Below are 12,823 nucleotides of genomic sequence, written 5' to 3'. Positions count from 1 at the left end.
AAACCTAGTTGAAACTAACAAAGCTATTCAATTTTTTTGACCACCGCTTTTGGGGCTTCTTTTCTTGTACCATCAAAACCATCAACACCGAGAGACTGTTGTATATTTCATAACATAGCGTTTTCCTGGATTTATAATTTGATACGCCGACTGGCACATTAATGTGGCTTCATGAAAGCCACAAAGAATTAACTTTAGCTTTCCAGGATAGGTATTGACGTCTCCAATAGCAAAAATACCTGGAATATTGGTTTGATAATCTAAACTATTATCCACTTTAATGGCATTTTTTTCGATCTCTAATCCCCAATTGGCTATGGGGCCTAATTTAGGAGATAATCCAAACAAAGGAATAAAATGGTCACATTCCAACTCGTATTCTTTTTCAATATGAATGTTATCAGACTCTTTAACCACAACTGCTTTTAGCTCATAATCACCTACAATCCCGATGACTTCAGCTGGAGTTATCAACTTAATTTTACCCGCATTTTTTAACTCTTGCACTTTATCTACAGAATCTAAATGGCCTCGAAATTCATTTCGTCTATGAATTAAGGTGACTTGTTTAGCAACATCACTTAAGAAAATACTCCAATCTAATGCCGAGTCACCGCCACCAGCGATAACCACTTTTTTATTCCTATAAATTTCAGGGTCTTTAATAATATATTCGACCCCTTTATCTTCGAAATCCTTGAGATTATGAATTAAGGGTTTCCTAGGTTCAAAGCTACCTAAACCACCCGCGATTGCCACTACTGGCGCTTGGTGTTTGGTCCCTTTATTTGTAGTCACAATAAAACTACCATCCTCTTGTTTTACAATCGTTTCTGCACGTTCTCCTAAAGTAAAACCAGGTTCGAACTGCTTACATTGTTCTAAAAGTCTTTCGGTTAAATCACCGGCTAAAATTTCAGGATAGGCAGGAATATCGTAAATGGGTTTTTTAGGATAAATTTCTGAACACTGTCCTCCCGGTTGAGGCAACGCATCAATTAAGTGACATTTTAATTTTAATAACCCAGCTTCAAATACTGTGAATAAGCCTGTAGGCCCTGCGCCTATAATGAGTATATCTGTTTTAATCATGAATTTTTAATTTCAGGAAGTCATTCAACTGTTGGATGGTTTAAATAGATCCAATGAATAATATTTTAAGCTTCAACATTAATGACCGTTTCAATTTGAGGTGCATACTTTTTAATGGTCATTTCAACACCAGATTTCAGTGTCATCTGGTTTACACTGCAACCAACGCAAGCCCCTTCTAACTGAACTTTAACCAAGGTATCATTTTCAATGGACAATAAAGAGATGTCCCCACCATCACTTTGTAAAAACGGACGAATTTCATCGAGCGCTTTTTCTACATTTAGTCTTAGTTCTTCTGTTGTCATCTCTTATTTTTTAACTGCTGAACACCCAGCCATTGTTGTGATTTTTATTGCTTCAGTTGGTGGTAAATCCGTGTTACGGTTCACGACTTCTTGAACAATATTTTGCGTTAACTTTTCAAAGGCTTTTTCTAATGTTGTTCCGGTTTGTAATGCTGCTGGTCGACCAATATCTCCTGCTTCTCGAATGCTTTGTACTAGTGGTATTTCACCTAAAAGGGGGACATTTAAATCTTCAGCTAAATGCTTGGCACCTTCTTTTCCGAAGATGTAATATTTATTATTTGGCAATTCGTCCGGCGTAAAATACGCCATGTTCTCAATGATTCCTAAAACTGGAACGTTAATACTTTCTTGCTGAAACATGGCCACGCCTTTTTTAGCATCTGCTAAAGCGACATTTTGTGGTGTACTCACGACAACAGCACCTGTGATAGGCAGTGATTGCATGATACTTAAATGAATGTCACCAGTTCCAGGAGGTAAATCGATTAATAAGAAATCGAGTGTACCCCAAGCCGCATCAAAAATCATTTGATTTAGCGCTTTTGATGCCATAGGGCCTCTCCAAACCACTGCTTGATCTGGTTTTGTAAAGAACCCAATAGAGAGTATTTTAACCCCATAGCTTTCTACAGGTTTCATTTTAGATTTCCCATCAACGGTAACCGATAATGGTTTTTCCATTTCAACATCGAACATAATAGGCATGGATGGCCCATAAATGTCCGCATCTAAAACACCTACTTTAAAGCCCATTTTAGACAATGAAACGGCTAGGTTTGCCGTTACTGTAGACTTACCAACACCACCTTTCCCTGAGGCCACAGCTACTATGTTTTGAATACCAGGAATTTTGTTGCCTTTAATCTGGTTCGTTTCAGTTTTTGCTGGAGCATTAACAGTCATGTTAACTTTTACCTGGGCTTTGTTGTATACTTTTTCATGTATGGCTTTAAGTATTTCAACTTCTGTTTTCTTACGTGCCTGTAATGCAGGATTCGTAATCGTAATATCCACGATCACCTCATCTGCAAATGTGACTACGTTTTTAACCGCGCCACTTTCCACCATATTCTGTCCTTCCCCAGGCACTGTAATAGTTTCAAGTGCTTTTAATATGTCTTGCTTTGTAAATTTCATACGCTTTCCTTGCAAAAAGGAATATCCTTTTAATTATTAAATTAGATTTAGGGTGCCTTCATTAGTTATGGCCCTATGTTTAATGCACATCTTTTATTACACCTCGCTTTTAAAAAGTGAATTTTACTAATTTAGATTTATTCTAAAGTGCAAATATACTACATAAACATTGAAGAATGAAGTGGGGCGTTTTAAGTTTTTTTATGTTACTATTAGGAAAATTTATAGGGCTGTTAGCGGGTCCCAATAGACTGAGTCAAAATTCTGAATTTGATTGTCAACAATAACAATACCTTCACTTTCTAAAAGTTGCTGCATCAAATTTGTACCTTCAAAATGATGTTTCCCAGTTAACAAACCCTGTCGATTTACTACGCGATGGGCAGGAATACCTCTACCATGAGAACCATTCATGGCATAACCAACCATTCTTGCGCTTCTTGGCGCACCTAGGTAGTTTCCTATAGCTCCATAACTTGTAACTTTCCCATAAGGAATTTGTTTAGCTACTTCGTAGACTTTTTCGAAGAAATTGAGTGTTTCACGGTTTCATGTTAGCACTCTTGTTTTATTATAGTGAATAGCAAGTCCTTTTAAAAGCAATACCTCATGCTACCATTCTTTAATTATATTAATTAGCGTAATTACAGCAATGATTCCCGTAATGACGCCAATACTGTAGTTTATGTTTTTTTGTGATCTAAACTTTTTATTCTTAATGCGTTTAAAAAAAAAGATGTACACGTATAACATAACAAATGTTCCTGTTGCCGCCCCTGCCACATAAGAAAAAATACTGGTTTTATCTAACACCAAGAGTCCAGCTGTCGCTAATGTCGTGCCCATATAGGCTTGATATGGAATTGGAAACACATTTAAACTAGACAAAAGCATCCCCTGAAAAAAAAGACCACGCTTACTTTTAACAATGGGATCTAAATCCTGCGTGGTTTGTTTATTGGCTAAAACTAAAAAATAGATCGTTAATAAAACAAAAATAACAAAAGCAACACGCTGTAGAACATCTGTAATATCCGGATGATTGGTTAAATAACTAGCAAATAACAAGGCGATTAAGGTTTGAACAACGACTATCGTACATACACCAACAGAAAACATGATTGCCCTAATATAACCATCTTGTATACTAACTTTTACCGCAGTCATATTGAGTAAACCAGGAGGAATAACACCCAGCAGTGCTATCACTAATCCTAGTCCAAAGGTGATTGTAATTTCCACTCTTACTTGATTTTAAATCTAATATACGTAATTGGTTTATTTTGCTCTAAATAGATACTTTCGTAATGGGTTTGAATACTTGTAACTTCTTCCGCGAGAACCTTCTTGCTTATAGACGTTATGATTAGCATATAGCACTTCATGTCCTTCTCCATGTAACAACCCTAGGGTATACCCATGCATAAACTCACTATCTGTTTTTAAATTCATAATCCCATCAGGCTTTAAAATGGTTTTATAGCGTTTTAAAAATTCAGAGTTTGTCATTCTGTGTTTTGTTCGCTTATATTTTATTTGCGGGTCCGGAAAGGTGATCCATATTTCATCCACCTCATGTGCCGCAAATGCATGATCCACTAATTCAATTTGAGTTCTTAAGAAAGCAACGTTTGAAATGTTTTCTTCGACCGCTGTTTTAGCGCCCCTCCAAAAACGTGCCCCTTTTATATCAATACCAATAAAATTTTTGTTCGGATATTTTTTAGCCAGTTCCACAGAATATTCTCCTTTTCCACACCCCAATTCAAGAACTAATGGGTTGTTGTTTTTAAAATAGAGTGCGTTCCAATTCCCTTTTAATTTGTAATGGGCATCCACCAATTCATTTCTTTTTGGTTGAAAGACATTAGCAAAGGTGTCATTTTCGTTAAATCGTTTAAGTTTATTCTTACTTCCCACTACTTTAATTTAATTTTTTGGTAAAATTAAGGAATTATACGAGAGTGCAATTATGATTACCTTTGAAATTAGGACTTTAAATGCTAACTTTTGAAAAAACGAATTCTAGTTGCGCCACTAAATTGGGGTTTGGGCCATGCCACACGTTGCATTCCCATAATTCAGGCGCTGATACAACAGGACTTTACACCGGTAATAGCTAGTGATGGTATTGCCTTAGCCTTACTTAAGAAAGAATTTCCAAAATTAACATTTGAAGAGCTACCTAGTTATCATGTTACCTATTCCAAAAAAGCGTATCAATTGAAGTGGAAGCTCATAAAAGAGATTCCAAAGCTTTTAAAAGTTATAAACGCAGAAAAAAAAGGACACAATTTTTAGTTGAAAAGTATAAAATTGATGGTATTATTTCAGACAATAGGTTTGGAGTACATTATAGAAAAGTGCCTTGTGTTTTTATTACTCATCAACTAAATGTGTTAAGCGGAAACACCACTTGGTTCAGCACTAATATCCATCAAAATATAATTAAAAAATTTGACGTTTGTTGGATTCCCGATCATGAGTTTGAACCCAACTTAAGCGGGAAACTAGGACATAGTAACAAAACAGCGATTATTAAAAAATATTTAGGCCCTTTAAGTCGGCTTAAAGTACAGAAACAAGAAAAGCAGTACGATTTAATGGTGCTATTATCCGGACCTGAACCACACCGAACACTGTTGGAAAAGAAAATAACAAGTGAATTAAAGGCGTACAAGGGGACCGTCCTTTTTGTTCAAGGCCTTATTGAAAACGACCAAATCATTACTCATGACGGCTTAATCTGTTATTATAATTTTATGAAGGGCAATGAACTACAGTACGCTATAAACAATAGCTTGATTATACTTTCTCGATCTGGCTATACCACCGTTATGGATTTAGCTAAAATGGGCAAGAAAGCTTTTTTTATTCCTACGCCAGGACAATTTGAACAAGAGTATCTTGCGAAACGTTTTGATGATTTAAAAATGGTACCTACTTGTGCTCAAGATGATTTTAAGATTGAAATGCTAGAGAAAGTAAAGCATTATTCGGATTAAAAACAGATAGTGATACGACAAATTTTAAAGCATTATTTCGCTTTTTCCAAAGTGAATGAGAATTCGCTACCCACGCCAAATTCACTTTCGATATATATTTTTTCATCGTGAGCCTCAATAATATGCTTTACAATAGCGAGGCCTAAACCGGAGCCACCTTCTTTTCTTGAACCGCTTTTATCTACACGATAGAAGCGCTCAAACAACCTTGGAATATTCCTCTTTTCGATCCCTTCTCCATTGTCTGTTATGCGAACAATCACTTTGTTTTTAATCAAATTTTCTATGCTTACTTCTGTGGTTCCCTTTTCTCTCCCATATTTAATAGAATTTACGATCAGGTTGGTTAATACTTGTTGTATTTTTTCCTTATCTGCTTTGACCAAAATAGGCGCTGTATAATCTATATCAAAGGTTAACGAAATTCGTTTTTTATGGGCTTTCATCTCAAACAAGTCGAACACACTTTCTATAAGGGCGACAATATCAAAATGTTCTAACTCCATACTTAAATTCCCCACTTCTAAGCTGGTAATCATATCTAAATCTTTAACAATATAGATGAGCCTTTCCACCCCTTTATTAGCGCGGTCGAGATATTTGTCTCGAATTTTTTTGTCGTTGGCCGCACCATCAATCAAGGTTTCCAAATACCCTTGAACCGTAAATAATGGTGTTTTTAATTCGTGCGAAACGTTTCCTAAAAATTCTTTTCTATACTCTTCTCTTACTTTTAAAGTTTCTATTTCTATTTTTTTATCTCTTGCATATTTATCAATTTCCTGCGTTAATGTTGCCATATCTGTAGTAATACGTTCTTTCTTAAACGAAGTAGATTCTAACAACTTTAAGTCATCATATATTTTTTTTACCCGTTTATAGATAAAATTCTGAACACGGTATTGAATAACAAAAAATGATGTAATGTAGCAGAGTAATGCAAAAGCAAGCAATGGATACCATTTTAATTCATAAAAAATGGATAAAAAAACGCTCAAGATGAGCGTTAATAAAAGGGTTATTAAAAACGTGGTTTTTAAAGCAAATTTATATGATTTTTTTATTTGCATTACTCAACAAACTTATAGCCTACCCCTTTGGTTGTTTTTAAATAATGATCGCCTATTTTTTCTCTCAATTTCCTAATGTGAACATCTATAGTTCGACCACCAACAATCACTTCGTTGCCCCAAACCGCATCTAAAATATCCCCTCTTTTAAATACTTTTCCTGGTTTTGAAGCCAACAATGATAAAAGCTCAAACTCTTTTCTTGGCAATATTAATTCTTTGCCTTTTAAAATCACTTTGTATTCTTCCCGATTAATGATAATGTCTCCTATTCTCACCTCGGCAGCAGTAGCATCCTCCGTTTTTAACCGTCTTAATAGGGCTTTAACTTTGCTAACTAACACCTTAGGTTTAATCGGTTTTGTGATGTAGTCGTCTGCCCCCGCATCAAAACCAGCTACTTGAGAATAATCTTCGCCCCTAGCGGTAAGAAATGTAATGATGGTGTGTTTTAGTTCGGGATTTTTCTAATTTGCTCACAGGCTTCAATACCATCCATTTACGGCATCATGACATCTAAGACGATGAGTTCACGCTTCTCTTTTTTCGCTTTCTTAACACCTTCTACTCCATTACGAGCAGTAATCACTCTATAGCCTTCCGCAGACAAATTATAAGATACAATTTCTAATATATCTCGGCTCGTCATCTACTAATAAAATGGTAATGTCCTTTTTGTTCATTTTGAGACTATTTATAATCGTAAAGATAAAATTATTAAAGTAATATCTCAAAGAACATCTTTTGATAACAATATGTTAACATTGAAGTTCCAAATGGAACCCATAGAAGGAAAAAAATGAATCATCTGTTAATGTGAGAGGCAACACATGTTATGTTATCGTTAAAAACCAGCCGGACATCTAGTAAAAGAGATTCCATTTGTATAATATTAGTATTTTTACAGTCTAATTTAAAACGCATAATTATGAAGAAAATTTACTTTTTATTTTTAACAATCCTTATGACTAGTGTTTCTTTTGGTCAAGAAGCTCTTATTACCGGTTATGTGGATTCTCCATGCCCGAGTCAATTGGGAAGAACCGTTGAAATATATGTTGACGGAACTATAGACTTTACTGGTTGGAATCTTGTAAGACAGTCTAATGGAGGTGGGTTTACTACAAATATAGATTTATCAACACTAGGCAGTATTACTGATGCTTTCGCATATATCACGAATGATTCTGCCGCATTGTCATCAGAATTCGGCATTACTAGTAATGTATTGGTAAGTGGTGCAGTTACAGATAATGGAGATGATGCTTTTCAAATTGTTGACAACAACACTAACGTTATTGATCAATTTGGTGAAACCAATGTTGATGGAACAGGACAATCTTGGGAACATTTGGACACTTATTACTACAGAGTTGATGGAGTACCAGCTAATGCTGGCACTTTCCTAAGTGTAGATTTTACTTACGGCGCTCTTAATGCGCTAGATGGAGAAGGTCTTTGTAATGGTGCAAATGCACTTAGTACTTTTGTTCCTTTTGGTTCGTATTCAACAACTGCATCGACAACACCAACAGTGACTATTTCCGGAACTGTTGGTAGTATGGATTACTTTGAAAATAATGGTCCTTCAGGCGAAGAATCATTCGCTGTGTCAGGTATTAATTTAACTCAAAATATTTCAGTTACTGCTCCTGCAAATTTTGAATTATCTTTAACTTCCGGAGGTGCATTTACAAATTCTGTGTCAGTAACTCAAACTGCTGGTACTGCTAATCCAACGACCGTTTACATCAGACTTGGCGCAGGTTTAGCTGTTAATACTTATGCTGGAGATGTTACCGCTACTTCTACAACAGCCTCTGATGTATTAAGCGTAAGCGGAACAGTGTCTCCCGCAAATCCGCAAATCACAGTTGTTGCCTTTTTAGACCCTCTAAATTATACAGAAGGCGCTGGCCCATCTGCTGCAGATGTATTTACCGTTGAAGGTTTGTTTTTAACTTCAGATATTAGCGTTTCTGCTCCTACGAACTATGAAGTTTCTATGGATGACGTAACCTTTAGCCCTAACGTATCTATAACACCGGATGGATCAGGGACAGTTGCAACAACAAATGTTTATGTAAGACTAGCTGCTGGCTTAACAATCAACACATACACTGGAGACATCACTGTATCCTCTACGGGCGTAACAAACGAAACTATAGCTGTGTCAGGCACGGTCTTTGGTCCCCCAACAAATGCTTTGGTTTTAGTTGGAGTTTATGACGGTCCAAATCCGGGTGGAACACCCAAAGGCATTGAGTTATACGCCTTAGCTGACATACCAGATTTAAGTGTTTTTGGAATTAGCTCTATAACAAATGGCGCAGGATCTTCTGCTGGAAATATAGAGTATAGTTTTCCCGCTGACGCCATAGCTGCTGGTGATAGAATTTTCTTGGCTACTGAAGGCACGGAATTCAATAATTTCTTTGGTATGGCGCCAACATACGTAAACGGAGTTGTAGGGATTAATGGCGATGATTCAATAGAACTTTATGAAAACGGTCAGATCATTGATACTTTTGGGGATGTAAATGTAGACGGCACTGGAGAAACATGGGACTATTTAGATGGTTGGGCGTACAGATTATCTAATTCGGGACCGAGATGGAAATATGTTTGTAGAATCTAATTGGACTTTTAGTGGGACTAATCAATTAGAAGGAGGCACTACAAATGCTGCTACCACCTCACCGTACCCAATTGCGACTTATTCAAACACATTAAGCAAAACAGTATTTAACAATAAATTAAACTTCTCAATCTATCCAAATCCAACGAATACAGGATATATAGAGATTACTACAGCTTCTAACGAAGCGATTAATATCCTTGTGTTCGATATTCTAGGAAAGCAAGTATTAAATAAAACAATAAACAACCGTTTGGATGTTTCTAAACTAAATACGGGACTTTATATTTTAAAATTAAATCAAAATGGAGCCACTGTTACTAAGAAATTAGTGATTAAATAAGCTTTACTTATTATACTTTAAAAGAGCGTTATCTATTATAACGCTCTTTTTTATTATATGAGATCCTATTTCTTAAGTTATTTAAAATGCTTCCTCGAATACCTCCGTTTTTAGAACAGGATCTTTTTAATATTACTATCTTTATTTGCTATTTTTGCGGTATAATGATAAACTCTCAAGCCATTTTCAATATAAAAACAGAAGCCGAATTTAACGCTATGGCGTTGTCTGTTTTTAAATTTCAATTTGAAAATAATTTGGTGTACCGCTCTTTTTGTGATTTGTTGTACAAGCACCCAAGTGATATTAAATCTGTTGAAGACATTCCCTTTTTACCCATCCAGTTTTTTAAATCTCATCAAGTATTAAGTTCTTCAGAAGACATTCAGAAAACCTTTACAAGTAGCGGCACTACAGGAAATACAACCAGTAAACACCATGTCACCGATTTAAAGATGTATGAAAACAGTTTCCACTTCGCCTTTAGGCATTTTTATGGGGCTATTGATGAGTATGTTGTGCTTGCATTATTACCAAGCTATTTAGAACGAGAGGGATCTTCTTTAATTTATATGGTAGATGCGATGATAAAACAATCACAACATCCGGAAAGCGGCTTCTATTTAGATAATCTTGAGGCCTTAAGTAAAACACTTATAAAATTAGATGCTGAAGGAAAAAAAGTACTACTTATTGGCGTTTCCTTTGCCCTATTAGATTTAATAGAATCACATACCTTTAATCTAAACAACGCCATTATTATGGAAACTGGCGGTATGAAAGGCCGGCGTAAAGAGCTCATTCGAGAAGAATTACATGAGTTGCTCAAAACCGGCTTTGGTGTTGCCCGTATTCACAGTGAGTATGGGATGACCGAGTTATTGAGCCAAGCTTATTCTAAAGGCCAAGGTGTTTTTGAATGCCCAAGCTGGATGAAAATAATAACACGAGATACAGAAGATGCGCTAACTATTCAAGCAAAAGGTAAAACAGGTGCTATTAATATTATTGATCCGCAAACATTAACTCCTGCTCTTTTATTGCTACTCAGGATTTAGGTCGTACGTATTCAAACCATACTTTTGAAATTATAGGCCGCTTTGATACTAGTGATATTCGTGGGTGTAACCTCATGGTTTTATAAATTGTCCATAACTATTGTGTTGTTTGTAATATTTGAGCAGATATAGCGACAAACCGATTATGAAAACATTGGTTTATATATTCATTTCCCTTGGGATTTTCGCAACTTACGCCCAAACTGATTACAATACCAAAAACGGGTACGCCGCTGAAGGCTACGACGTTGTGTCTTATTTTGAAAATAAAGCAGAAGAAGGCAAAAAAAATATACCACGACGTACGATGGTGTAAACTATAAGTTTATCTCTAAACAACATGTCATAGCGTTCAACAAAAATCCAAAACACTACTTGCCACAATACGGTGGCTATTGTGCGTACGCTATTGCTGAAAAAGCAAAAAAAGTCTCAATAGATGCAGAAACGTTCGAAATACGGGATGGCAAACTCTATTTGTTCTATAATTCTTGGGGAACTAACACCTTAAAATTATGGAAAAAAGAAGATGTGAAAGGTTTGCAACAAAAAGCCGACCAAAATTGGAGATTGATTAGTGAAAAAGATTGATTAAGTGTTATGTTAAAGAAAAATTAGTTTTAGTTGGTTGACTAATTTTTAGAAGTCCGTTTTGCAACTTTGCAGGCGGGCTTCTTGTTATACAAATACCACTTTGGAAGTCCGTTTTGTTATATATGGATGCTAGTCAAAAAAACAAGAGACCTCACAGCTTTCAAATGCTGTGAGGTCTCTTGGAATGTATGCAATAGCCTTATACTATTTTAATAATATACGTGTTCTTCTTACCTTTATTTAGTACGATGTATTGATCATTAATTAAATCTTCAGTAGAAATCTTATAATCCGCCGTAACTTTCTCTTTATTCACAGAAACCGCATTCTCTTTTAAAGCGCGTCGTGCTTCAGAGTTACTGGATAAAAAATTGGTTTTATCTGCAAGTGCAGCGATCATGTCTACACCTTCAGCTAGATCTGCTTTAGATATTTCAGCTTGGGGAACCCCTTCAAAAACATCTAAAAATAATTTTTCATCGAGAGTTCTAATCTCTTCATTAAAATGTTTACTAAATAAGATGTTCGAAGCCTTTTGGGCTTTATCAAAATCTGCTTTACTATGCACAAAAATAGTTACTTCCTCCGCTAACCGCTTTTGCAATGTTCTTAAATGTGGCGTTTCTTGATGCGCTTTAATCAAAGCGTCAATGTCTGCTCTAGTTAAAAATGTAAAAATTTTAATATACTTCTCTGCATCTTCATCAGTCGTGTTTAACCAAAATTGGTAGAATTTATATACCGAAGTCTTTTCAGTATCTAACCACACGTTCCCGCCTTCGCTCTTACCAAATTTAGACCCATCGGCTTTGGTAATTAATGGGCAAGTCATAGCATAGGCTTTTGCTGCCTCATCCCCTACATTCATACGTCTCACTAACTCTGTACCTGTAGTTATATTTCCCCATTGATCACTGCCACCCATCTGTAATTTACAATCTAAAGTTTTATGTAAATGGTAAAAATCATAGCCCTGAATTAATTGATATGTGAATTCAGTAAAAGACATTCCCACGTTACCTTCTTCACCGAGACAACCGTTTCTTTACAGAATCTTTTGCCATCATGTAATTCACAGTAATACGCTTACCCACATCCCTGGCAAAATCGATAAAGGTGAAATCCTTCATCCAATCGTAATTATTAACTAGAACCGGTGCATTTTTAGCAGAGGAACTAAAATCCAAAAATCGAGAGAGTACCGATTTAATGCCCGCCACATTATGTGCCGGAGTGGCCTCATCTAATAAATTTCGTTCGTCACTTTTTCCTGAAGGATCACCTATCATACCCGTGGCTCCGCCAACCAAAGCCACAGGTTTATGTCCTGCTTTTTCTAAATGAACCAAAAGAATAATTGGCACTAAACTTCCAATGTGTAGCGAGTCACTAGTAGGATCAAATCCTATATATGCCGTTGTCATTTCCTTATTGAGTTGCTCATCTGTCCCTGGCATGATATCATGTATCATTCCTCTCCAACGTAATTCTTCTACAAATGTATTTGCCATTTTTCTTGTGCTTTTGTGTATCGCGTCGCAAAGATAAAAATAGCTGTATAATTAAGATACAATA

10 protein-coding genes and 6 pseudogenes are annotated in these 12,823 nt (G+C 35.9%); 7 read left to right on the top strand and 9 right to left on the bottom strand.

The window, feature by feature from the left end; genetic code table 11:
* Positions 1 to 23 precede the first annotated feature (23 nt).
* From N7U66_RS14630 to trmB, 6 genes and pseudogenes are all read right to left on the bottom strand, one after another.
* Positions 24 to 1,092 (bottom strand): annotated as a pseudogene (locus N7U66_RS14630) (NAD(P)/FAD-dependent oxidoreductase).
* A 65-nt stretch (positions 1,093 to 1,157) separates the two neighbouring features.
* The gene (locus N7U66_RS14625) at positions 1,158 to 1,400 is read right to left on the bottom strand and encodes a NifU family protein (protein WP_267675923.1); all 243 of its coding nucleotides are present in this window, start codon (positions 1,398 to 1,400) and stop codon (positions 1,158 to 1,160) included.
* A gap of 3 nt (positions 1,401 to 1,403) precedes the next feature.
* Positions 1,404 to 2,540, bottom strand: a complete 1,137-nt coding sequence (locus tag N7U66_RS14620) for an Mrp/NBP35 family ATP-binding protein (protein ID WP_267675922.1) — start codon at positions 2,538 to 2,540, stop codon at positions 1,404 to 1,406.
* A gap of 222 nt (positions 2,541 to 2,762) precedes the next feature.
* Positions 2,763 to 3,083, bottom strand: a pseudogene (locus tag N7U66_RS14615) (MGMT family protein); the annotation flags it as partial.
* Between the two features lie 69 nt (positions 3,084 to 3,152).
* Complete coding sequence (locus N7U66_RS14610) at positions 3,153 to 3,782, bottom strand: LysE family translocator (protein ID WP_267675921.1); 630 nt, start codon at positions 3,780 to 3,782, stop codon at positions 3,153 to 3,155.
* Between the two features lie 2 nt (positions 3,783 to 3,784).
* A pseudogene (gene trmB, locus N7U66_RS14605) lies at positions 3,785 to 4,460 on the bottom strand (tRNA (guanosine(46)-N7)-methyltransferase TrmB).
* A gap of 90 nt (positions 4,461 to 4,550) precedes the next feature.
* On the opposite strand from trmB, the gene N7U66_RS22120 reads away from it, so the two are divergent.
* The gene (locus N7U66_RS22120) at positions 4,551 to 4,841 is read left to right on the top strand and encodes a hypothetical protein (protein ID WP_313791257.1); all 291 of its coding nucleotides are present in this window, start codon (positions 4,551 to 4,553) and stop codon (positions 4,839 to 4,841) included.
* Entirely contained in the window at positions 4,769 to 5,545 is a 777-nt protein-coding gene (locus N7U66_RS14600) for a glycosyltransferase (protein WP_313791256.1), read from the top strand. Before N7U66_RS22120 ends, N7U66_RS14600 begins: the two co-directional genes overlap by 73 nt.
* 32 nt (positions 5,546 to 5,577) lie before the next feature.
* On the opposite strand, the gene N7U66_RS14595 is transcribed toward N7U66_RS14600, so the two are convergent.
* Together N7U66_RS14595 and N7U66_RS14590 are read right to left on the bottom strand one after the other, a co-directional pair.
* On the bottom strand, positions 5,578 to 6,615 hold the full coding sequence (locus tag N7U66_RS14595; RefSeq protein ID WP_267675920.1) for a sensor histidine kinase: 1,038 nt from the start codon (positions 6,613 to 6,615) through the stop codon (positions 5,578 to 5,580).
* Positions 6,615 to 7,298, bottom strand: a pseudogene (locus N7U66_RS14590) (response regulator transcription factor). The gene N7U66_RS14595 and the pseudogene N7U66_RS14590 overlap by 1 nt, the downstream one beginning before the upstream one ends.
* A 245-nt stretch (positions 7,299 to 7,543) precedes the next feature.
* Here N7U66_RS14590 and N7U66_RS14585 point away from each other — a divergent pair.
* The 5 genes and pseudogenes from N7U66_RS14585 to N7U66_RS22110 all read left to right on the top strand — a co-directional run bounded on the left by N7U66_RS14585 (position 7,544) and on the right by N7U66_RS22110 (position 11,245).
* On the top strand, positions 7,544 to 9,253 hold the full coding sequence (locus tag N7U66_RS14585) for a T9SS C-terminal target domain-containing protein (protein ID WP_267675919.1): 1,710 nt from the start codon (positions 7,544 to 7,546) through the stop codon (positions 9,251 to 9,253).
* The gene (locus tag N7U66_RS14580; RefSeq protein ID WP_267675918.1) at positions 9,237 to 9,596 is read left to right on the top strand and encodes a T9SS type A sorting domain-containing protein; all 360 of its coding nucleotides are present in this window, start codon (positions 9,237 to 9,239) and stop codon (positions 9,594 to 9,596) included. The genes N7U66_RS14585 and N7U66_RS14580 overlap by 17 nt, the downstream gene beginning before the upstream one ends.
* Before the next feature lie 164 nt (positions 9,597 to 9,760).
* A pseudogene (locus N7U66_RS14575) lies at positions 9,761 to 10,740 on the top strand (LuxE/PaaK family acyltransferase).
* 59 nt (positions 10,741 to 10,799) lie between these two features.
* Positions 10,800 to 10,970, top strand: coding sequence for a hypothetical protein (locus N7U66_RS22115; RefSeq protein ID WP_313791255.1), 171 nt, complete (start codon positions 10,800 to 10,802; stop codon positions 10,968 to 10,970).
* A gap of 11 nt (positions 10,971 to 10,981) precedes the next feature.
* Positions 10,982 to 11,245 (top strand): YHS domain-containing (seleno)protein, encoded by a 264-nt coding sequence (locus N7U66_RS22110; protein WP_313791537.1) that lies wholly within the window; start codon positions 10,982 to 10,984, stop codon positions 11,243 to 11,245.
* 202 nt (positions 11,246 to 11,447) lie between these two features.
* Here N7U66_RS22110 and tyrS read toward each other — a convergent pair.
* A pseudogene (gene tyrS, locus N7U66_RS14565) lies at positions 11,448 to 12,759 on the bottom strand (tyrosine--tRNA ligase).
* Between the last annotated feature and the right edge of the window lie 64 nt (positions 12,760 to 12,823).

The organism is Lacinutrix neustonica (assembly GCF_026625145.1).
GTDB classification, from domain to species: Bacteria; Bacteroidota; Bacteroidia; order Flavobacteriales; family Flavobacteriaceae; genus Lacinutrix; species Lacinutrix neustonica.
This window is presented reverse-complemented; position numbering and strand designations above follow the sequence as displayed.